Source organism: Pseudomonas sp. MN1F, from assembly GCF_009391885.1.
Lineage (GTDB): Bacteria > Pseudomonadota > Gammaproteobacteria > Pseudomonadales > Pseudomonadaceae > Aquipseudomonas.
Window position 1 is genome coordinate 271,074 of sequence record NZ_VZII01000007.1, and the last position, 20,122, is coordinate 291,195.

The following is a 20,122-nucleotide window of genomic DNA, read 5'->3' on the forward strand; positions in this document are numbered from 1 at the left end:
TGGTTAACCTCGCGTCTTCACGCTTTCAGCCAGGATCGCCAGCACCAGTTGCTGGAAGTCCAGGCCGGCCGCGCGGGCCGCCATGGGCACCAGGCTATGGTCGGTCATGCCGGGTGCGGTGTTGACTTCGAGCAGCCAGAACCGGCCCTGCTCGTCCTGCATCACGTCCAGCCGGCCCCAGCCTTCGATGCCGATGGCATCGCAGGCGCGCGCGGTCAGGTCGATCAGTTCCTGCTCCTTGGCACTGTCCAGGCCGCACGGGATGCGGTACTGGGTGTCATTGGCGATGTACTTGGCGTCGTAGTCGTAGAACACGTGCGGTGTGCCCAGGGCGATCGGCGGCAGCACCTGGCCACGCAGAACGGCGATGGTGAACTCCGGGCCGTGGATCCATTGCTCGACCAGGACTTGCGAATCGTAATGGGCGGCATCCTTCCAGGCGGCGACCAGCTCTTTCACGCTGCCCACCTTGGCCATGCCGATGCTGGAGCCTTCATGGGCCGGTTTGACGATCAGCGGGAAGCCCAGTTCCGTACCGGCGGCAACACAATCGTCTTCGCTGGCCAGCACCGCGTGACGCGGGGTCGGAATACCCAGGCTCTGCCACACCTGCTTGGTGCGCAGTTTGTCCATGGCCAGGGCCGAGGCGAGGATGCCGCTGCCGGTGTAGGGAATCCCCAAGCATTCGAGCAGGCCCTGCATGCTGCCGTCTTCACCGCCACGGCCGTGGAGGATGATGAAGGCACGGTCGATCTTCTCGCTCTGCAGGCGCACCAGCAGGTCGTCACCGACATCGATGCCGACCACGTCGACACCAGCAGTGGTCAGCGCGTCGATCACCGCAGCGCCGGACTTCAGCGACACTTCACGCTCGGCGCTCTTGCCGCCGTACAGCACAGCCACGCGGCCGAATGCTTTCACGTCCAGGGTCGAGCGCAGTTGTTCGTAGGCGCTGGTCATTTCGACTTCTCCTGCTTGGCGCCAGCGAACAGAGGGCTTTTCATCAGTTGCGGGGCCAGGCCACCGACGTCACCGGCACCCTGGCAGATCAGGATGTCGCCAGCGCGCAGCAGCGGTTTGACCAGCGGTGCCAGTTCGGCGCCGCGTTCGATGTAGATCGGGTCCAGCTTGCCGCGCTGGCGGATGCTGTGGCACAGCTGGCGGCTGTCGGCGCCGGGGATCGGCTCTTCGCCGGCCGGGTAGACCTCCATCAACAGCAGCACGTTGGCATCGCCCAGCACCTGGACGAAATCGTCGTACAGGTCGCGAGTACGGCTGTAACGGTGCGGCTGGTAGACAATCACCAGGCGGCGGCTTGGCCAGCCACCGCGCACGGCCTTGATCACTGCAGCCACTTCGGTCGGGTGGTGACCATAGTCGTCGACCAGCATCACGCTGCCGCCATCGACCGGCAGTTCGCCGTACACCTGGAAGCGTCGGCCGACACCCTGGAAGCCGGACAGCCCCTGGACGATGGCTTCGTCGCTGATGCCTTCGTCGGTGGCGATGGCGATGGTGGCCAAGGCATTGAGCACGTTGTGATTGCCGGGCATGTTCACCGACACCTCAAGCGGCTCGCAGTCGCGGCGCAGCACGGTGAAGTGGGTCTGCATGCCCTGCTGGCGCACGTTGATGGCGCGGATGTCGGCCTCTTCGCTGAAACCGTAGGTGACGGTCGGGCGCTTGACCTGCGGCAGGATCTCGCGCACGACAGGGTCGTCCAGGCACATCACGGCCAAGCCGTAGAACGGCAGGTTGTGCAGGAACTCGACGAAGGTCTTCTTCAGTTTGTTGAAGTCGCCTTCGTAGGTCGCCATGTGGTCGGCGTCGATGTTGGTGACCACGGCTACCATCGGCTGCAGGTGCAGGAAGCTGGCATCACTTTCGTCAGCTTCGGCAATCAGGTAGCGGCTGGTGCCCAGCTGCGCGTTGGTGCCGGCAGCGGTCAGGCGGCCACCGATGACGAAGGTCGGGTCCAGGCCACCGGCGGCGAACACCGAAGCCAGCAAGCTGGTAGTGGTGGTCTTGCCATGGGTACCGGCAACCGCCACGCCGTGACGGTAGCGCATCAGCTCGGCGAGCATCTCGGCACGCGGCACCACAGGGATGCGACGCTCCAGGGCCGTGGCGACTTCCGGGTTGGCCGGGTTGATCGCACTGGACACCACCAGCACATCGGCATTGGCTGCGTTCTCGGCACGGTGGCCGACGAAGATTTCGGCGCCAAACGACTCCAGGCGCTCGGTAACCGGCGACGCCTTGAGGTCGGAACCGGACACCTGGTAGCCCAGGTTCAGCAGCACTTCAGCGATACCGCACATGCCCACGCCGCCGATACCGACGAAGTGGATGCGGTTGATGCGGCCCATCTTCGGCTGGGGCATGGCTTTCTGGCTTTCAACCATGGGCCACCTCCAGGCAGATATCGACCACGGTGCTGGTTGCAGCAGGTTTGGCCAGGCGCCGTGCGGTGCCAGCCATGGTGTTGAGTTTCTCGGGTTGCATCAGCACCTCGTTCAGGCGTTCAGCGAGTTGCGCTGCGCCAGTTGTCGCTTGTGGCATGAGGAAGGCAGCGCCTTCCCGGGCCAGATATTGGGCGTTGTAGGTCTGGTGATCGTCGATTGCGTGGGGCAAGGGCACCAGCATCGAAGGCAGGCCCGCCGCCGCGAGTTCGCTGACGGTCAGGGCACCGGCCCGGCAGACCACGATATCGGCCCAGCCATAGGCATGAGCCATGTCCTTGATAAACGGTTCGACCTGGGCCTCGACACCCGCCTCGCGGTAACGCTCGGCAGTGGCTGGCGCATGGTGCTTGCCGGCCTGGTGAAACACCTCTGGGCGCAGATTCGCCGGTACTTCGGACAGGGCCTTAGGCAACAATTTGTTCAATGGTTCCGCACCCAGGCTGCCACCCATCACCAGCAGGCGCGCGCGACGCTCGGCCAGGGGCGCGCGCACGGCGTCCATGAACAGCTCCGGGCGCACCGGGTTGCCGGTAGTGCGCAGCTTGTCGCTGGCGTCGAAGGTCGCCGGGAAGGCTTCGCAGACACGCGCCGCCAGCGGCAGCAGCAGGCGGTTGGTGGTGCCGGCGCGGGCGTTCTGCTCGTGGATCACCAGCGGCACGCCGCACAGCCGCGCAGCAACGCCGCCCGGGCCAGTCACATAGCCGCCGAAGCCCACCACGCACACCGGTTTGAGCTCACGCACGATACGGCGTGCCTGGAGCACCGCCTTGAGCAGGGTGAACGGCGCCTTGAGCAGCGAGAGCTTGCTCTTGCCACGAAGGCCGCTGACCTGGATCAGGTGCAGTGGCAGGCCGGCTTGCGGCACCAGTTCGTTCTCGATGCCACGCGGGGTGCCCAGCCAGTGCACGGTGTAACCGCGTGCCTGGAATTCACGGGCGCAGGCCAGGGCCGGGAACACGTGGCCCCCGGTGCCGCCCGCCATGATCAATACGTTCTTGCCGTCAGCGGCCATGACTGGTCTCCTCGGCAAAGTCACTCTCTTTGAATTCGTGCTCTTCACTGCCAAGGTGCGTGCGACTCTCCCATTCGATGCGCAACAGCAAGCCCACGCAGGCACAGCAGATCACCAACGATGAACCGCCGTAACTGAGGAACGGCAGGGTCAGGCCCTTGGTCGGCAGCAGGCCGACGTTCACGCCGATGTTGATCAGGAACTGACCAATCCACAGGAACGCCAGGCCGAACGCCATGTAGGCGGCAAAGAACTGCTTGGCCTTCTCTGCCCACAGGCCGATGTACAGCGCGCGGATAGTGACGAAGACGAACAGCGCGATGGTTACCAGCGAGCCGACCACGCCCAGCTCTTCGGCCAGTACCGAGAACACGAAGTCGGTGTGCGCTTCAGGCAGGTAGAACTGCTTCTGTACGCTGTTGCCCAGGCCGACGCCCAGCCACTCGCCGCGGCCGAAGGCGATCAGCGCCTGGGTCAGCTGGTAGCCGGAGCCGAACTGGTCGGACCAGGGGTCGGTGAAGGTGATCAGACGCGCCATCCGGTATGGCTGCGCCTGCACCAGGATGAACACCGCAGCCACCGCCAGCACCACCATCAGGCTGAAACGGAACAACCCCACCCCGCCGAGGAACAGCATCGCGGCGGCGGCCCCCATCATCACTACGGTGGCGCCGAAGTCCGGCTCCATCAGCAACAGGGCGGCCATCGGCAGCAGCACGATGAACGGCTTGAAGAAGCCCATCCAGGTTTCGCGCACTTCGGTCTGCCGGCGCACCAGGTAGCCGGCCAGGTAAATGACCACGAAGACCTTGGCGATCTCCGAAGGCTGCACGTTGAAGAAGCTGAAGCCGATCCAGCGCATCGAACCGTTCACTTCACGGCCGATGCCCGGCACCAGCACCAGCACCAACAGGCCGAAGGCGCCGATCAGCATCATGAAGCCCATGCGCTGCCAGGTGGCGATCGGCACCAGCATGGTCGCGCCACAGGCCACAAGGCCGAGGAACACGTACACCAGGTGGCGGAACATGTGGTACAGCGGGTTGCCGGACTGCACGGCGGCAACTTCCGACGACGCCGAGGTGATCATCACCAGGCCCAGGCCCAGCAGCGCCAGGCAACCGGCCAGCATGGCGAAGTCGAGGTCGACGCCACGGCCGCTGATCAGCGGCGACGGATACGGCTTGAGGATGCCGAAGATCATGCCAGCCCTCCCGCCGCCTGGGCGAACAGGCGCCCGCGTTCTTCAAAGTTCTTGAACATGTCGAGGCTGGCGCAGGCCGGCGACAGCAGCACCGCGTCACCCGGCTGGGCCAGCTCGGCGCATTGCTGCACTGCCTCATCGAGGGTCTTGACCCGCACCAGCGGCACGCCATCGCCCAGGGCCTCGGCCAGGCGCTCGGCATCACGGCCAAGCAGCACCACGGCGCGACAGAAGTTGTTGACCGGTTCGCGCAGGGCGGCGAAATCGGCACCCTTGCCATCGCCACCGGCGATCAGCACCAGCTTGCCGTCGATGTCCGCGCCCAGGCCCTCGATCGCCGCCAGGGCGGCACCGACGTTGGTGGCCTTGGAATCGTCGTACCAGTTGACGGCGTTACGCTCACGTATCCACTGGCAACGGTGCGCCAGGCCCTTGAACTCACGCAGTGCTTCGAGCATCGGCGCAAATGGCAGGCCGGCAGCATGGCCGAGGGCCAGGGCCGCCAGGGCATTGCTCTGGTTGTGGGCGCCACGAATCTTCAGCTCACGCACCGGCATCAGCGCCTGGAATTCGTAGGCCAGGTATTTCTCGCCATCGACTTCACGCAGGCCAAAGGCCTTGAAGTCCGGCTGGTTGAGGCCGAAGGAGAAGCATGGGCGGCCTTCCACCGGCAGCGGCCGGCTCAGGGCATCCTGGCGGTTGACCACGACCTGACGGGCACCGCGGAAGATTCGGTGCTTGGCCAGGTGGTAGGCCGGCAGGCCGCTGTAGCGGTCCATGTGGTCTTCACTGATATTCAGCACGGTGGCCACTTCGGCGTTGAGCTGGTCGGTGGTTTCCAGCTGAAAGCTGGACAGCTCCAGCACATACAACTCGACGTCGTCGCTCAGCAGGTCCAGCGCCGGGGTGCCCAGGTTGCCGCCCACGGCCACGCGCTTGCCGGCCTTGGCGGCCATCTCGCCGACCAGGGTAGTGACGGTGCTTTTCGCGTTGGAGCCGCTGATTGCCACGATCGGCGCCTTGGCATGGCGGGCGAACAGTTCGATGTCACCGGACAGCAGCACACCACGCGCCGCTGCCTGCTGCAGGGCCGGGGTGGCCAGCGCCAGGCCCGGGCTTACGTACAGCTCGTTGGCGCGGCACAGGAAGTCCACATCCAGCTCACCACAGCGCACTTCCACCTGCGGGTAATCACGGCGCAGGGTTTCCAGTTCCGGCGGTTGCTCACGGGTGTCGGCGACCGCAAAGGCAATGCCCCGGTTCGCCAGGAAGCGAACCAGGGACATGCCGCTCTTGCCGAGGCCGACAACGATGCGGAATTGGTCGGAAGCGATCAATGACACGCTTTTCTACCTCAGTTTCAGGGTTGCCAGGCCGATCAGCACCAGAATCACGGTGATGATCCAGAATCGGACGATCACGCGCGGCTCAGGCCAGCCCTTGAGTTCAAAGTGGTGGTGAATCGGCGCCATGCGGAACACGCGCTTGCCGGTGAGCTTGAACGAGGCGACCTGAATCACCACCGACAGGGTTTCCATCACGAAGATGCCGCCCATGATGAACAGCACGATCTCCTGGCGCACGATCACGGCGATGGTGCCCAATGCAGCGCCCAGCGCCAGTGCGCCGACGTCACCCATGAACACCTGGGCCGGATAGGTGTTGAACCACAGGAAGCCCAGGCCGGCACCGATCAGCGCGCCGCAGAACACGATCAACTCGCCCGAACCCGGCACGTACGGGATCAGCAGGTATTCGGCGAACTTCACGTTACCCGACAGGTAGCAGAAGATGCCCAGCGCACCACCGACCATCACGGTTGGCATGATCGCCAGGCCATCGAGGCCGTCGGTCAGGTTGACCGCGTTGCTGGAGCCGACGATGACGAAATAGGTCAGCACGACGAAGCCGATACCCAGCGGAATGGTGACATCCTTGAGGAACGGCACGATCAGGGTGGTCTCGACAGTGGTCGGTGCGGTCATGTACAGGAACACCGCCGCGCCCAGGCCGAACACCGACTGCCAGAAGTACTTCCAGCGGCTCGGCAGGCCACGCGAGTTCTTTTCGATCACCTTGCGGTAGTCGTCGACCCAGCCGATGGCACCGAACAGCAAGGTGACGATCAGCACGGTCCAGACATAGCGGTTGGACAGGTCGGCCCACAGCAGGGTGCTGACGCCGATGGCGGACAGGATCAGTGCGCCACCCATGGTCGGGGTGCCGGATTTGGACAGGTGCGATTGCGGGCCGTCGTTACGCACGGCCTGACCAATCTGACGGATCTGCAGGGTACGGATCATCCACGGCCCCAGCCACAGCGCCAGCGACAACGCGGTCAGTACGCCAAGAATCCCGCGCAGGGACAGGTACTGGAAGACCGCGAAGCCCTTGTGGAACTGTTGCAGATACTCGGCCAACAGCAGCAGCATTAATGTTTCTCCCCGCTGGCACCGCACAGTGCAGCCACGACGTTTTCCATCGCAGCGCTGCGCGAGCCCTTGATCAAGATAGTGGTTTCGCTGGCAGTCTCGCCGCGAACGGCGTCGATCAGCTCAGCTTGAGTAGCGAAATGACGGCCATTGGCGCCAAACGCCTTGACCGCATGAATCATGTTGGAACCCACTGCATACACGGCGTCAACCTTGCCGCGTGCGTACTCACCCACCTGCCGGTGGCCTTCTTCCGCCCACTGACCCAGTTCGCCGATATCCCCCAGCACCAGAACGGTGCGCCCGGAAAAGGCGCGGAGTATATCAATGGCCGCGCACATGGAGGTGGGATTTGCGTTGTAGGTATCGTCGATTACCCGCACACCGCTCGGGGCGATTTGCGCCACGGTACGGCCCTTGACCGGCTGCACGGCGTTGAGGCCGGCGGCGATGCCACTCAGGCTCAGACCAACGGCATGGGCAGCGGCGGCAGCGGCCAGGGCGTTGCTGACGTTGTGTTCGCCGAGCACATTGAGTTGCACGTCTACCGTTTCACCCGCGCCATGCAGTTTGAACGACGGGCAGCCACGGGCATCGCGACCGATGTCGCTGGCGTGAAAATCAGCCTGATCGTTGCCACGAGCGAAGCTGATTACCTTGTGCGCACCGGCACGGGCCTTCCAGATGGCGAAGGCTTTGTCGTCCAGGTTGAGAATGGCGATACCGCCCTCGCCCAAGCCCTCGAGGATCTCGCCCTTGGCTTCGACGATCTTCTCGGGGCCGCCGAACTCGCCAACGTGGGCAGTACCGGCGTTGTTGATGATCACCACCTGCGGCTGGGTCAGGCCGACGGTGTAGCGGATTTCACCGATGCGCGAAGCACCCAGTTCGATCACGGCGGCGCTGTGCTCCGGAGCGATCTCCAGCAGGGTCAACGGGGCGCCGAGGTCGTTGTTCAGGTTGCCGCGGGTGGCATGCACGAGGCCGCGGGTGCGCAAGATGCTGGCGAGCATCTCCTTGACCGTGGTCTTGCCGCTGGAACCGGTGATGGCGACGACTGGCTTGTCGAAGGCAGCGCGGTTCAGCGCACCGAGCTGGCCGAGTGCTACGCGACAATCGGCGACCAGCAGCTGCGGCAGATCAACATCGGCAATTTCGCGCTCGACCAGCGCAGCGACGGCGCCTTTGGCTTGCACGTCGGCGAGGTAGTCATGGCCATCGAAGCGCGGCCCGCTCAGGGCAACGAACAGCTGACCGGCAGCAACGCTGCGGCTGTCGATGCTGACACCGGTGAAGCTGGCGTCGGCGTTGACCAGGCGCGCATTCAAGGCGCCGGTCAGCTGGCTGAGGTTCATGGGCTTAAGCATGTGGCGCCTCCCAGGCTGCAAGTGCCTTGTCGGCTTCGATCAGGTCGGAGAAGGCATGGCGCTCGCCATTGATCTCCTGGTAGTCCTCGTGCCCCTTGCCGGCCAGGACGATCACGTCATCGGCGGCAGCGGCGGCAATCAGGTGAGCAATGGCTTCACCACGGCCAGCGACGAACTCGACGTCGGCAGGCTTGGCGAAACCAGGGCGAATGTCGTCGAAGATGCGCAGCGGGTCTTCAGTACGCGGGTTGTCGTCGGTGACCAGCACGCGGTCGGCCAGGCGCTCGGCCACTTCGGCCATCAGCGGGCGCTTGCCGCGATCACGGTCACCACCGCAGCCGAACAGGCACAGCAGCTTGCCGTGCGCATGCGGACGCAGGGCCTCGAGGACTTTTTCCAGGGCGTCGGGGGTATGGGCGTAATCGACCACCACCAGCGGCTTGTCACCACCACCCAGGCGCTGCATGCGGCCGACCGGCCCTTGCAGGTGCGGGGCGACCTTGAGGATCTCATCCAGCGAGTAGTCCAGTGCCAACAGCGTGGCTACCGCCGCAAGCATGTTGCTCAGGTTGAAGCGGCCGAGCAGCTGGCTGCGCAGGGTGCGTTCACCCTGGGCGGTGACGAGAATGGCGCGCACGCCATCATCATCAAAATGCGCTTCACGGCAGAACAGCGAAGCGTCCGGGTTCTCCAGGCTATAGCTGAGCAGCCGGGTTTCGATATGGTCGACACTCGGGCGACGGGCAAAGTCTTCGGCCAGGCGACGACCGAAGTCGTCATCCAGGTTGACTACCTGGCAACGCAGGCTCGACCAGGCGAACAGCTTGGCTTTGGCGGCCTCGTAAGCCTCCATGCTGCCGTGGTAATCCAGATGGTCGCGGGACAGGTTGGTCATGACCGCGATGTCGAATTCCAGCGCGGCGACCCGGCCCTGCTCCAGGGCATGAGAGGAAACCTCCATGGCCACGGCCTTGGCGCCGGCTTTCTGGAGGTCGTTGAGGGTCGACTGCACGGCGATCGGATCGGGCGTGGTCAGGCGGCCGCTCTGCAGCTCGCCATAGAAGCCGGTGCCCAGGGTGCCGATCAAGCCACAGCGCTGGCCCAGCGCATCGAGCGCCTGGGCCACCAGTTGAGTGACGCTGGTCTTGCCGTTGGTGCCGGTGACGCCCACCAGGCTCAGCTGGCGGCTAGGCTCGCCATAGAAGCGCCCGGCAATCTGCGACAGCTGGCCGATCAGGCCCTTCACCGGAATCAGCGGCACGTCGGTGAGCGGCAGGACGTTGACGCCCTGCTCTTCATAGGCCACGGCCGCAGCACCACGAGACAGCGCATCGGCAATGTGCTCACGGCCATCAACCTTGGCACCTGGCACGGCCAGGAACAGGTCGCCCTGGCGCACCTGACGGCTGTCCAGGGTCAGTTCACGGATCAGCGGATCACGGCTGGCGTGGGCGAAAAGCTTGCTCAATGGCATTGTCATCATCCACGCCCTCCCTTGGCGGGTACTGCACTGGCCTGCTGCGGATCAGTTGGCGGCGGCAGGTTGTCTGGCGGCACGTTCATCAGGCGCAGGGTGCCCGACATGACCTTGCTGAATACCGGGGCCGATACCAGGCCGCCGAAATAGCCGCCCTTGCCCGGCTCGTCGATGACCACGACGATGGCGTAGCGCGGGTCACTCATCGGGCCGAAGCCGGCGAACAGCGAGCGATAGGCGTTTTCGGTGTAACCCTTGGAGCCGACGGTGGCTTTACGTGCGGTACCGGACTTGCCGGCCACGTGATAGAACGGCACCTGGGCACGGAACACACCGCGTGGTGCTTCGATCACCTGCTGCAGCATGCCCTGGATGGTTTCGGCGGTTTCCTTCGGAATGGCCTGCACCGCTTCCGGCGCCTTGTCGACCTTGAGGATCGACAGCGGCACCATCTTGCCGTCGTTGGCCAGCGCGGCGTAGGCATGCACCAGCTGCAGGGCAGTAACCGACACACCGTAGCCGTAGGACAGGGTCGCGGTTTCAGCCTTGCGCCACTCGCGGTGGTTAGGCAGGTTGCCGACGCGCTCGCCCGGGAAGCCGAGGCCGGTGTACTGGCCCAGGCCGACCTGGGACATGACCCGGTAGATGGCCTCGCCGCCGATATCGAAGGCGATCTTGCTCATGCCGACGTTGGAGGAGTTGATCAGGATACCGGTCAGGTCGAGGATCGGGCCCTCGCTCTTGGATACGTCCTTGATGGTATAACGGCCGATCTGCAGGCTGCCCGGATACACCTCGACCTTGTCGGTCGGCTTCCAGCGGCCGCTCTGCAGCGCCGCGCTCATCGAAATCGGCTTGACCGTCGAGCCTGGCTCGAACACGTCGATGATTGCCCGGTTGCGCATGGCAGCCGGGAACATGCTGCGGCGGTTGTTGGGGTTGTAGGTCGGCTGGTTGACCATGGCCAGGACTTCACCGGTCTTGACGTCCATGATCACCAGGCTGCCGGCCTTGGCGTCCTGTTCGGCGATGGCGTTGCGCAGTTCGCGGGTGGCCAGGTATTGCAGGCGCAGGTCGATCGACAACGCCAAGGTCTTGCCGGCCTTGGCGTTCTTGGTGACCTGGATGTCCTTGATCAACCGGCCGCGCCGGTCCTTGATCACTTGCCGCTTGCCGGGCACGCCGGCCAGCCATTCATCGTAGGCCAGCTCCACACCTTCACGACCGTGGTCGTCGAGGTCGGTGAAGCCAACCATGTGTGCGGTCACGTCGCCGGCCGGGTAGAAGCGGCGGAATTCTTCCAGGCCATACACGCCCGGTACTTTCAGGTCGAGCACGTGCTGGCCCTGCTCCGGGGTCAGGCCGCGGACCAGGTAGATGAACTCTTTGCTGGCCTGCTGGGTCAGGCGCTCGGTCAGTTGCTGGGCGTTCTGCCCAAGGGCTGCGGCCAACTGCGGCCAGCGATCCTTGGCGACCTGCATCTCCTTGGGGTTGGCCCACAAGGTGGTGACCGGGGTACTGACCGCGAGCGGCTCGCCGTTACGGTCGGTGATCAGGCCACGGTGCGCAGGAATGGGAATGTGACGCAAGCTGCGGGCATCGCCCTGGCCTTTGAGGAAGTCACGGTCAACCACCTGCAGGTCGATGATGCGCCAGCAGATGGCGCCAACCATCAGCGCGAGCAAGCCGATCACTACCCGGAAGCGCCAGGGGTAGAGTGCGCCTTCGAGCTTCATCATGGCGCCACCATCCGTACTTCGTCAGCCGCAGGCACACGCATCTTCAGCTGCTCGGAGGCCAGGCTCTCGATACGGCTGGAGGCCGTCCAGGTGCTTTGCTCAAGAATCAGCCGGCCCCACTCGGCCTGGGCCTTGTCACGCTCGTTCAACTCGCCGTACAGGGTGTTGAGCAACTGGCGATTCCAGTGGGCGCTGTAAGACACGGCGATGGCCGAAACGAGCACACCGACAAACAGCAGAAGCATCAGGAAGCTTCCGCCTGGCAGAGGTTTGGCGAATAGCCGGCTCACCGAAGCTTCTCCGCCACCCGCATCACGGCGCTGCGCGACCGCGGGTTGGCCTTGAGTTCGGCTTCGGAGGCAAACTGGGCCTTGCCGATCAGCTTGATCTTCGGCTCGAAGACCTTGTGCTGTACCGGCAGGTTGCGTGGCAGGTTGTCGGCCTCGCCCTTGACCAGCTTGCGCATGAACAGCTTGACGATGCGGTCTTCCAGCGAATGGAAGCTGATGACCGCCAGACGACCGCCTATTTCCAGGGCATCGAGCGCAGCTTCAAGGCCAGCCTCGAGGTCACCCAGCTCGTTGTTGACGTGAATGCGCAGCCCCTGGAAGGCCCGGGTCGCCGGGTTCTTGCCCTTCTCCCAGGCCGGGTTGGCTACCTTGAGCACTTCAGCCAGGTCGGCGGTGCGGGTGAACGGCTGCTTTTCGCGGCGTTCGACCACGGCACGCGCCATGCGCCCGGCAAAGCGCTCTTCGCCATATTCCTTGAAGACACGGGCAATTTCTTCGACAGGTGCGGTGGCGATGAACTCGGCAGCGCTGATGCCCTGATCCGGGTTCATGCGCATGTCCAGCGGGCCATCATTGAGGAAGCTGAAGCCGCGCTCAGGGTCATCCAGCTGCGGCGAGGACACGCCCAGGTCAAGCAGGATGCCGCTGACCTTGCCGTGCAGACCACGCTCGGCGACTTCCGCGCCGAGCTCGGCAAAGCTGCGCTGCACAATGACAAAGCGGCCGTCTTCGGCCGCCAGCGCTTGCCCGGTGGCAATCGCTTGAGGATCTTTATCGAAGCCCAGCAACCGCCCTTGCGGCCCGAGCTTGCTGAGGATCAGGCGGCTATGGCCGCCACGTCCGAAGGTGCCGTCCAGATAGCAACCGTCGGCGCGCAGGGCCAATGCCTCGACAGCTTCGTCGAGGAGGACGGTGATGTGGTTGAAGCCGCTATCTATGGTCACAGGATCAGGTCACGCAAATCGTCGGGCATGGCGCCCGGTTGTTGGATAGCTGCAAGGTCGGCTGCCGAAACCGCGTTCCAGGCATCCTCATCCCACAGCTGGAATTTGTTCAGCTGCCCCACCAACATCGCCTTCTTGTCCAGCTTGGCGTACTCACGCAGGCGGGGCGGTACCAGGAAACGCCCACTGCCATCGAGCTCCAGGTCAACCGCATTACCGATCAGCAAACGCTGCAGGCGGCGGTTTTCCTCACGCAACGACGGTAAGGCACGCAACTTGGCTTCAATCTGTTCCCACTCATCGAGGGGATAAACACACAAGCAGGGGTCAACGGCGTCGATGGTCACGATCAGCTGACCATTGCAACGCGAATCGAGCTCGTCACGGTACCGGCTCGGCATGGCGAGACGGCCCTTGGCATCGAGGCTGACGGCGTTGGCTCCGCGGAACACGGCTGCAATTCCCCACAATGTTAGCTTTTTTGTGCCAGAAAACCCACTTCATCCCACTTTCTGCCACTTGCGCACACTATAGGAATCCGCCCGCTGCACCGTCAAGGCACGTTCATAAGGAAAACCCTTACAGGACCGAGATTTAGCGCAACATTTGAAGGAGAAAGGACTGCCAGGAGGGAAAAAACACGAGAAAAATCAAACCGACTCAAACGAATGCCGTTCGAAGTTAAAGTGAATTATTAAGAGTAAGATCTTTTTGGTATTACCAAGAGGGATCTGCTGTCGATTCAAGCAGGAGAGGAAAAGGTGGAGAGTCGATCTGTAAGCCGGGTTTTGTCGAGGACAGTCATTCCTCTACGACGGCCATCACTGGACGCCTCTAGCAACCTACCCGGTTCCGACGCGGGCCACGCCTGATGGAACCCTATTTGGTCTTGCTCCGAGTGGGGTTTACCTAGCCACGAACTGTTGCCAGCCGTGCGGTGCGCTCTTACCGCACCTTTTCACCCTTACCGGCACCGAAGTGCTTAGGCGGTTATTTTCTGTGGCACTTTCCGTAGGCTCGCGCCTCCCAGGCGTTACCTGGCACTCTGCCCTATGGAGCCCGGACTTTCCTCCCCCATCTTTTACGGAACAAAAGACGGCAGCGACTGTCCGATCGACTCTCCGCCGACAAGGTTAACGGCACGCGCGCGCAAGAACAAGTGATACCGTGAACTATGTCTAATTGCCACTACTGCGCTTTCTGCTTTTCCAGGGCCACCTGATACAGCAGGTTCTTGCGCACACCGGTGATTTCCGCCGCCAATGCTGCGGCCCTTTTCAGCGGCAACTCGGCCAGCAACAGGTCCAGCACACGCTGCGCCTCTGCGCTGATCGCATCCTCGCCCTCAGGCGCACTCCAGCCACCAACCAGCACCACGCACTCACCCCGCTGCTGATTGCTGTCGCCGGCGACGAACGCACGCAATTCAGCCAACGGCAGGCCCTTGAGGGTCTCGAAAGTCTTGGTCAGCTCGCGCGCCAGCAGCGCCGGGCGCTCGCCGCCGAACACCAGCTCCATGTCTTCAAGGCACTCCAGGATGCGGTGCGGCGCCTCGTAGAAGATCAGCGTGCGAGGCTCTTCCTTGACCTGCTCAAGGCGCGCCCGACGACCAGCAGCCTTGGCTGGCAGGAAGCCTTCGAAGATGAAGCGGTCGGAAGGCAGGCCGGCCGCCGAAAGCGCGGCAATCAAGGCGCAGGCGCCAGGCACTGGCACCACACTGACACCTGCGGCACGGGCCTGACGCACCAGGTGGTAACCCGGGTCGGAAATTAGCGGCGTACCGGCATCGGAGACCAGCGCAACATCTTCACCCGCCAGCAACTTGGTGATGAAGCGCCCGCCCTCGTCGCGCTCGTTGTGCTCATGGCAGGCCGCCAACGGCGTATCGATGCCGAAGTGCTGCAGCAGGCGGATCGAATGCCGGGTGTCCTCGGCGGCGATCAGGGCAACACCGGCCAGCACCTTGAGCGCCCTGGCGCTCATGTCATCAAGGTTGCCGATGGGGGTCGCGACCACATAAAGCGTCCCCATGGTGGATTTCGAAGCCCCGGCCACATCAGTCACTGCACACACCCTGCCTTTCGGATCAAAGGCGACATTGTAGCCCGAGCGCCGGTAACAGGGCGCAAAGAACTTCATCGGCGCGCCTGCGCAAGCCACCTATAGTGAAGGTTCTGCTAACGGCAGATCGCGCCCCGGCCGCCGCTTGGGTACAATTGCCGGCCAACTTGATCGAGTAACAGGACCTTTACATGATCGCTTGCCTGCGGCTGTTCACAGCCCTCTGCCTCGCTGCCCTGCTGGCAGCCTGCGCCAGCTCGCCCTCATCCAGCCTGGGCGAACTGCCACGCACCCCGGATGCCAGCATCGAGCAACTGCTCGAGAAGGCCGCCACCAGCAAGTCCGCCGAAGACGCTGCCTTGCTGCGCCTGAGCGCTGCCGACCTGGCTTACAAGCAGAAGGACTTCCCACGCGCCGCACGCATCCTCGAGCAGGTGCCGATGGACACGCTGAAGCCGGCCCAGCAGATTTTCGCCGCCACCCTCGGCGCCGAACTGGCCATGAGCCGCAACCAGCCCAAGGCCGCCCTGACCGCGCTGTCCCACCCGAGCCTGCAACACATCGCAGAGCTGCCGGAGCAACAGCAGGTGCGCACCTACAGCGTTCACGCCGCCGCCCTCGAGGCCGACGGCCAGGCCATGGCCGCCGCCCAGCAACGCGTGCTGCTGAGCCCGCTGCTCAGCGGCCAGGCTGCCAGCGCCAACAATGACGCGATCTGGGCCCTGGTCGCTTCGCTGCCAGCCGAGCAGCTGCAACAGCCTGCCAACAACGAAATCCTCGCCGGCTGGACCAGCCTGGCGCTGGCCGTGAAAAGCGCCGGCACCCTCGAGCAGCAACAGGCTGCCATCGAGGCCTGGCGCAAGCAGCATCCTGACCACCCGGCCGCCAAGCAGCTGCCGCTGGCCCTGACCAAGCTCAAGGAACTGGCCAGCCAGCCGCTGACCAAGATCGCCTTGCTGCTGCCTCAGGAAGGCCCGCTGGCCGGCGTTGCCCGCGCCCTGCGTGACGGCTTCATGGCCGCGCACTTCCAGGCCCAGCAGGCTGGCGGGCAAGCGCCTGCCGTGCAGGTTTACGACAGCTCGCGTATCGGCTCGCTGGACGCCTTCTATCGCCAGGCTCAGGCCGATGGCGTGCAACTGGTGGTCGGCCCGCTGGAAAAGCCGCTGGTCAAGCAGCTCGCTGGCAACACCCAGCTGCCCATCACCACCCTCGCCCTGAACTACGCCGACGCCGGCCAGAAAGCACCACCGCAGCTGTTCCAGTACGGCCTCGCCGCCGAGGACGAAGCCCGCGAAGTGGCACGCCGTGCCCGTGCTGACGGCATGGTCCGCGCCGTAGCCCTGGTACCGAGTGGCGAGTGGGGTGACCGCGTGCTGGCCGCCTTCCGTCAGGACTGGGAAAGCAACGGCGGCACCATCATCGCCGCCGAGCGCATCGCCCAGCCGGTCGCCCTGGCCCAGCAGATCGCCAACCTGTTCCAGCTGCGCCAGAGCGAAGGCCGTGCCCAGAGCCTGCAGAGCACCGTGGGCGGCAACATCGCGGCACAACCGTCGCGCCGTCAGGACATTGATTTCATCTTCCTCGCCTCGACCCCACAGCAGGCGCAGCAGATCAAACCGACCCTGAACTTCCAGTACGCCGGTGACGTACCGGTCTACGCCACCTCGAACCTGTACAGCGCCAGCGGTGACGTCAACCAGTACAACGACATGAACGGCATTCGCTTCTGCGAAACCCCATGGTTGCTCGACACCAGCAACAGCCTGCGCCAGCAGGTGGTGCAGCAGTGGCCACAGGCCGCAGGTAGCCTCGGCCGCCTCTACGCCATGGGTGTCGACGCCTACAGCCTGGCGCCACGCCTGGGCCAGCTCAAGGCCCTGCCAGACAACCGTGTGCAAGGCCTGTCCGGCAGCCTGAGCATCAACGCCAGCCAGCGCATCGAGCGCCAGCTGCCGTGGGCCGAGTTCTCTGGTGGCCAGGTCAAGCGCCTGCCAGACACTTCGCACTGATGCCCGAAGCATCGCCGAGCAGCGCCGGCCAGGCGGCAGAAACCCAAGCCCTTGAGTACCTTCAAGGGCAAGGCCTGCAACTGCTGACGCGCAATTGGCGATGCAAAGGCGGCGAGCTTGATCTGGTCATGCTCGACGCCGATACAGTAGTATTCGTCGAAGTCCGCTACCGGCTGCACGCGGACTTCGGTGGCGCCCTCGGCAGCATTGACGGGCGCAAGCAGAAACGGCTGGTGCTTGCCGCCACACTGTTCCTGCAGAAGGAGTCTCGCTGGGCCAATTACCCCTGCCGCTTCGACGTTGTCGCCCTGCAGGGCAGCCACCATGCAGGCCGGCCACTTCAATGGCTGAAAAACGCCTTCGAATGCTGAACCCACTCCGTTTTTTTTGCTCTATGTTTCGCGGGCTGGTCCTTGTTGCGCGTAGCAAAGGCCACCGCCCTACTTAAGGTCACCAGATGGACATGCAATCCCGAATTCGCCGGCTGTTTCAGGCCAGCATCGACACCAAGCAACAGGCAATGGACATCCTGGCACCGCACATCGAGCAGGCTAGCCTGGTCATGGTCAATGCGCTGCTCAACGAGGGCAAGATGCTCGCCTGCGGCAATGGCGGCTCGGCCGGCGATGCGCAGCACTTCTCTTCGGAGCTGCTCAACCGCTTCGAGCGTGAGCGCCCGAGCCTGCCGGCCATCGCCCTGACCACCGACAGCTCGACGCTGACCTCGATCGCCAACGATTACAGCTACAACGAAATCTTCTCCAAGCAGATCCGCGCCCTGGGCCAACCCGGCGACGTACTGCTGGCGATTTCGACCAGCGGCAACTCTGCCAACGTGATTCAAGCGATCCAGGCCGCACATGATCGCGAAATGATTGTCGTAGCATTGACCGGACGTGATGGCGGCGGCATGGCATCACTGCTGCTGCCTGAGGACGTGGAAATCCGCGTCCCGTCGACGGTCACCGCACGTATCCAGGAAGTCCACCTGCTGGCGATCCACTGCTTGTGCGATCTGATCGACAGCCAACTGTTCGGGAGTGAAGAATGACCCCCATACGCCTCGGCCTGATGGCCCTGACTCTGTGCCTGAGCGTCACCGGCTGCAGCTCGGTACTGACCTCGACCCGCAACTCGCCGATCGAGGATGATCGTGGCACCCGTACCATCGGCAGCAAGATCGACGACTCACTGATCGAAACCAAGGCCTCGGTCAACATTGCCAAGGCCAGCCCTGACCTGGACAAGAGCTCGCACATCGTCGTCAGCAGCTACAACGGTATCGTCCTGCTTGCCGGGCAAACGCCGCGTGCCGACCTCAAGAGCCTGGCTGAACAGACCGCCAGCCAGGTCCAGCGGGTGAAAAAGGTGCACAACGAGCTGCAGGTGATGCAGCCCTCCTCCATCCTCGCGCGCAACAACGACGCCTGGCTGACCACCAAGATCAAGACCCAGATGCTCGCCGACAATGCCGTGCCTAGCTCGCGCATCAAGGTGATCACCGAGAACGGCATCGTCTACTTGCTCGGCCTGGTAACCCAGCAAGAAGCCAATGCCGCCACCGCCGTTGTTCAGGGTGTGTCTGGCGTGCAGAAAATCGTCAAGCTGTACGAGTACATCGACTGATTCAGTTGCCGCCATGACCAGCAACTGGCTGGCATCGGCGGCAGCTTGCCCCAGCTGTTCAATTTCCAGGAAATACCGCATGAAAAAGCTTCTGCTGCCCGCCCTGCTGTTCGGCACCTTCGCCACCCTGGCCGGCTGCTCCACCCCAAGCCTGATCACCCTCAACGACGGCCGCGAAATCCAGGCTGTCGACGCCCCGCACTTCGACAAGGACTCGGGCTTCTACGAGTTCCAGCAGCTCGACGGCAAGCGTACCCGCATCAACCGGGACCAGGTCCGCACCATCAGCGACCTGTAAGCGCAGCTTCGCGGCAAAGAAAAAGGCGACCCTTACGGATCGCCTTTTTTTGTTACTTGACCACCTTCAGGCTAGGTCGCCCGCTTGGGCGTGGTGGCTGGCCACCGCCTTGCGGCGGGCCATCGTCATCCGGCTCGACGCCTTCGTCTTCCAGCTCATCGCCATCCATCAGCGGTGGCTCCAACTCGAAGACCATGCCCTGGCCGTTCTCCCGGGCATAGATACCCAGGATGGCACCTGCTGGCACGAACAACGAATGGGCAACGCCACTGAAGCGCCCCTCGAAGCTCACCGCGTCGTTATCCATGTGCAGGTTGCGCACGGCACTCGGCGAAATGTTCAGGACGATCTGGCCATCACTGGCAAAACCTTGTGGCACCTGGACTGCCGGGAATTCGGCATTGACCAGCATATGGGGGGTGCAATCGTTGTCGACGATCCACTCATACAGCGCTCGAACCAGGTAGGGGCGACTGGAGTTCATCAACGGCTCCTTAAAGCTTGCGCATTTCACGTTCAACAGAGGACAGGCTCGCCTGGAAAGGCTCGCGGACGAACTGTCGCTCCATGTATTCCAGCAGCGGCTTGGCCTGCCGCGGTAATTCGATACCCATTACCGGCAAACGCCAGAGTATGGGCAATAGACAACAGTCGACCAGACTTTGCTCCTCACTCATGAAGCAGGCAAACTCGCCAAACAGCGGCGAGACGCCGGTCAGGCTTTCGCGCAGCGCCTTGCGTGCCTCGGTACGGGCCGCCTCAGCGCTGCGCGGGTCGAGAATGGTATCCGCGAGCGCGCACCAGTCACGCTGAATGCGATGCATCAGCAGACGGCTGTTGCCACGCGCCACCGGGTACACCGGCATCAGCGGCGGATGTGGATAACGCTCCTCGAGGTATTCCATCACCACGGTCGACTCATACAACGCCAGATCACGATCGACCAGGGTCGGCACGCTGCCGTAAGGGTTCACCTCTGCCAGCCTGGGTGGCAGGCGCGCAGGGTCGACGTCAATGACCTGCACGCTGACGCCCTTCTCGGCGAGCACGAGGCGTACCCGATGAGAATAATGGTCAGCAGGGTCGGAATAACAGGCTAACCGGTTGGTTGCGCCCATGTAGCGCCTCCTCGCAGGGGATGCTTGTAAAACTCTAAATGAAAACGCGCCCGCGGGGCACTGGCATATTTGCCAGTGCC

Annotated in this window: 20 protein-coding genes and 1 other RNA gene; 5 read left to right on the top strand and 16 right to left on the bottom strand. The window is 63.7% G+C overall.

What is annotated here, in order from left to right; all coding sequences use genetic code 11:
- Positions 1 to 3: 3 nt before the first annotated feature.
- The 14 genes from F6X59_RS04135 to rsmI form a co-directional block, all read right to left on the bottom strand.
- Positions 4 to 960 (bottom strand): D-alanine--D-alanine ligase, encoded by a 957-nt coding sequence (locus tag F6X59_RS04135; RefSeq protein ID WP_152954780.1) that lies wholly within the window; start codon positions 958 to 960, stop codon positions 4 to 6.
- Positions 957 to 2,405, bottom strand: a complete 1,449-nt coding sequence (gene murC / locus F6X59_RS04140) for a UDP-N-acetylmuramate--L-alanine ligase (protein ID WP_110635803.1) — start codon at positions 2,403 to 2,405, stop codon at positions 957 to 959. Before murC ends, F6X59_RS04135 begins: the two co-directional genes overlap by 4 nt.
- Positions 2,398 to 3,477, bottom strand: coding sequence for an undecaprenyldiphospho-muramoylpentapeptide beta-N-acetylglucosaminyltransferase (murG, locus tag F6X59_RS04145; protein ID WP_152954783.1), 1,080 nt, complete (start codon positions 3,475 to 3,477; stop codon positions 2,398 to 2,400). Before murG ends, murC begins: the two co-directional genes overlap by 8 nt.
- Positions 3,467 to 4,681, bottom strand: coding sequence for a putative lipid II flippase FtsW (gene ftsW, locus F6X59_RS04150; RefSeq protein WP_152954785.1), 1,215 nt, complete (start codon positions 4,679 to 4,681; stop codon positions 3,467 to 3,469). Before ftsW ends, murG begins: the two co-directional genes overlap by 11 nt.
- The gene (gene murD, locus F6X59_RS04155; RefSeq protein ID WP_372240293.1) at positions 4,678 to 6,024 is read right to left on the bottom strand and encodes a UDP-N-acetylmuramoyl-L-alanine--D-glutamate ligase; all 1,347 of its coding nucleotides are present in this window, start codon (positions 6,022 to 6,024) and stop codon (positions 4,678 to 4,680) included. The genes ftsW and murD overlap by 4 nt, the downstream gene beginning before the upstream one ends.
- A gap of 6 nt (positions 6,025 to 6,030) precedes the next feature.
- Complete coding sequence (gene mraY, locus F6X59_RS04160; RefSeq protein WP_054884625.1) at positions 6,031 to 7,113, bottom strand: phospho-N-acetylmuramoyl-pentapeptide-transferase; 1,083 nt, start codon at positions 7,111 to 7,113, stop codon at positions 6,031 to 6,033.
- Positions 7,113 to 8,480 carry a UDP-N-acetylmuramoyl-tripeptide--D-alanyl-D-alanine ligase gene (gene murF, locus F6X59_RS04165; RefSeq protein WP_152954787.1) on the bottom strand — a complete coding sequence of 456 codons (1,368 nt, stop codon included), beginning with the start codon at positions 8,478 to 8,480 and terminating at the stop codon, positions 7,113 to 7,115. Before murF ends, mraY begins: the two co-directional genes overlap by 1 nt.
- Positions 8,473 to 9,963: a UDP-N-acetylmuramoyl-L-alanyl-D-glutamate--2,6-diaminopimelate ligase gene (locus F6X59_RS04170; protein WP_372240294.1), complete on the bottom strand. Its 1,491-nt coding sequence runs from the start codon at positions 9,961 to 9,963 to the stop codon at positions 8,473 to 8,475. Before F6X59_RS04170 ends, murF begins: the two co-directional genes overlap by 8 nt.
- Positions 9,960 to 11,693, bottom strand: a complete 1,734-nt coding sequence (locus F6X59_RS04175; protein WP_178120029.1) for a penicillin-binding protein 2 — start codon at positions 11,691 to 11,693, stop codon at positions 9,960 to 9,962. The genes F6X59_RS04170 and F6X59_RS04175 overlap by 4 nt, the downstream gene beginning before the upstream one ends.
- A complete protein-coding gene (gene ftsL, locus F6X59_RS04180; RefSeq protein WP_261941472.1) occupies positions 11,693 to 11,986 on the bottom strand; it encodes a cell division protein FtsL in 294 nt (97 codons plus the stop codon). Before ftsL ends, F6X59_RS04175 begins: the two co-directional genes overlap by 1 nt.
- The gene (gene rsmH / locus F6X59_RS04185) at positions 11,983 to 12,930 is read right to left on the bottom strand and encodes a 16S rRNA (cytosine(1402)-N(4))-methyltransferase RsmH (RefSeq protein WP_372240295.1); all 948 of its coding nucleotides are present in this window, start codon (positions 12,928 to 12,930) and stop codon (positions 11,983 to 11,985) included. The genes ftsL and rsmH overlap by 4 nt, the downstream gene beginning before the upstream one ends.
- A complete protein-coding gene (mraZ, locus tag F6X59_RS04190; RefSeq protein ID WP_011535546.1) occupies positions 12,927 to 13,382 on the bottom strand; it encodes a division/cell wall cluster transcriptional repressor MraZ in 456 nt (151 codons plus the stop codon). The genes rsmH and mraZ overlap by 4 nt, the downstream gene beginning before the upstream one ends.
- A 309-nt stretch (positions 13,383 to 13,691) precedes the next feature.
- Positions 13,692 to 14,051: RNase P RNA component class A (gene rnpB / locus F6X59_RS04195), an RNA gene on the bottom strand.
- Positions 14,052 to 14,118: 67 nt separating this feature from the next.
- Positions 14,119 to 14,961 (bottom strand): 16S rRNA (cytidine(1402)-2'-O)-methyltransferase, encoded by an 843-nt coding sequence (rsmI, locus tag F6X59_RS04200; protein ID WP_152954905.1) that lies wholly within the window; start codon positions 14,959 to 14,961, stop codon positions 14,119 to 14,121.
- Between the two features lie 221 nt (positions 14,962 to 15,182).
- On the opposite strand from rsmI, the gene F6X59_RS04205 reads away from it, so the two are divergent.
- The 5 genes from F6X59_RS04205 to F6X59_RS04225 all read left to right on the top strand — a co-directional run bounded on the left by F6X59_RS04205 (position 15,183) and on the right by F6X59_RS04225 (position 18,924).
- Positions 15,183 to 17,000, top strand: coding sequence for a penicillin-binding protein activator (locus F6X59_RS04205; protein ID WP_152954793.1), 1,818 nt, complete (start codon positions 15,183 to 15,185; stop codon positions 16,998 to 17,000).
- Positions 17,000 to 17,371 carry a YraN family protein gene (locus F6X59_RS04210; RefSeq protein WP_110635776.1) on the top strand — a complete coding sequence of 124 codons (372 nt, stop codon included), beginning with the start codon at positions 17,000 to 17,002 and terminating at the stop codon, positions 17,369 to 17,371. The genes F6X59_RS04205 and F6X59_RS04210 overlap by 1 nt, the downstream gene beginning before the upstream one ends.
- Positions 17,372 to 17,457: 86 nt before the next feature.
- Positions 17,458 to 18,051 carry a phosphoheptose isomerase gene (locus F6X59_RS04215; RefSeq protein WP_008097558.1) on the top strand — a complete coding sequence of 198 codons (594 nt, stop codon included), beginning with the start codon at positions 17,458 to 17,460 and terminating at the stop codon, positions 18,049 to 18,051.
- A complete protein-coding gene (locus F6X59_RS04220) occupies positions 18,048 to 18,626 on the top strand; it encodes a BON domain-containing protein (protein WP_152954795.1) in 579 nt (192 codons plus the stop codon). Before F6X59_RS04215 ends, F6X59_RS04220 begins: the two co-directional genes overlap by 4 nt.
- 79 nt (positions 18,627 to 18,705) lie before the next feature.
- The gene (locus F6X59_RS04225) at positions 18,706 to 18,924 is read left to right on the top strand and encodes a YgdI/YgdR family lipoprotein (RefSeq protein WP_103449214.1); all 219 of its coding nucleotides are present in this window, start codon (positions 18,706 to 18,708) and stop codon (positions 18,922 to 18,924) included.
- A 52-nt stretch (positions 18,925 to 18,976) separates the two neighbouring features.
- Here F6X59_RS04225 and F6X59_RS04230 read toward each other — a convergent pair whose 3' ends face one another.
- Entirely contained in the window at positions 18,977 to 19,408 is a 432-nt protein-coding gene (locus tag F6X59_RS04230; RefSeq protein ID WP_152954797.1) for a ClpXP protease specificity-enhancing factor, read from the bottom strand.
- A 10-nt stretch (positions 19,409 to 19,418) separates the two neighbouring features.
- Positions 19,419 to 20,042: a glutathione S-transferase N-terminal domain-containing protein gene (locus tag F6X59_RS04235; protein ID WP_152954799.1), complete on the bottom strand. Its 624-nt coding sequence runs from the start codon at positions 20,040 to 20,042 to the stop codon at positions 19,419 to 19,421.
- Between the last annotated feature and the right edge of the window lie 80 nt (positions 20,043 to 20,122).

Excerpts from the sequence above, each read along its gene's own strand:
- F6X59_RS04220 (WP_152954795.1), top strand. The coding sequence starts at position 18,048 with ATGACCCCCATACGCCTCGGCCTGATGGCCCTGACTCTGTGCCTGAGC.
- F6X59_RS04235 (WP_152954799.1), bottom strand. The coding sequence starts at position 20,042 with ATGGGCGCAACCAACCGGTTAGCCTGTTATTCCGACCCTGCTGACCAT.
- murC (WP_110635803.1), bottom strand. The coding sequence starts at position 2,405 with ATGGTTGAAAGCCAGAAAGCCATGCCCCAGCCGAAGATGGGCCGCATC.
- F6X59_RS04205 (WP_152954793.1), top strand. The coding sequence starts at position 15,183 with ATGATCGCTTGCCTGCGGCTGTTCACAGCCCTCTGCCTCGCTGCCCTG.
- F6X59_RS04210 (WP_110635776.1), top strand. The coding sequence starts at position 17,000 with ATGCCCGAAGCATCGCCGAGCAGCGCCGGCCAGGCGGCAGAAACCCAA.
- ftsW (WP_152954785.1), bottom strand. The coding sequence starts at position 4,681 with ATGATCTTCGGCATCCTCAAGCCGTATCCGTCGCCGCTGATCAGCGGC.
- F6X59_RS04215 (WP_008097558.1), top strand. The coding sequence starts at position 17,458 with ATGGACATGCAATCCCGAATTCGCCGGCTGTTTCAGGCCAGCATCGAC.
- F6X59_RS04175 (WP_178120029.1), bottom strand. The coding sequence starts at position 11,693 with ATGAAGCTCGAAGGCGCACTCTACCCCTGGCGCTTCCGGGTAGTGATC.
- murF (WP_152954787.1), bottom strand. The coding sequence starts at position 8,480 with ATGCTTAAGCCCATGAACCTCAGCCAGCTGACCGGCGCCTTGAATGCG.
- murG (WP_152954783.1), bottom strand. The coding sequence starts at position 3,477 with ATGGCCGCTGACGGCAAGAACGTATTGATCATGGCGGGCGGCACCGGG.
- mraY (WP_054884625.1), bottom strand. The coding sequence starts at position 7,113 with ATGCTGCTGCTGTTGGCCGAGTATCTGCAACAGTTCCACAAGGGCTTC.
- rsmI (WP_152954905.1), bottom strand. The coding sequence starts at position 14,961 with ATGGGGACGCTTTATGTGGTCGCGACCCCCATCGGCAACCTTGATGAC.
- F6X59_RS04135 (WP_152954780.1), bottom strand. The coding sequence starts at position 960 with ATGACCAGCGCCTACGAACAACTGCGCTCGACCCTGGACGTGAAAGCA.
- F6X59_RS04170 (WP_372240294.1), bottom strand. The coding sequence starts at position 9,963 with ATGATGACAATGCCATTGAGCAAGCTTTTCGCCCACGCCAGCCGTGAT.
- F6X59_RS04225 (WP_103449214.1), top strand. The coding sequence starts at position 18,706 with ATGAAAAAGCTTCTGCTGCCCGCCCTGCTGTTCGGCACCTTCGCCACC.
- F6X59_RS04230 (WP_152954797.1), bottom strand. The coding sequence starts at position 19,408 with ATGAACTCCAGTCGCCCCTACCTGGTTCGAGCGCTGTATGAGTGGATC.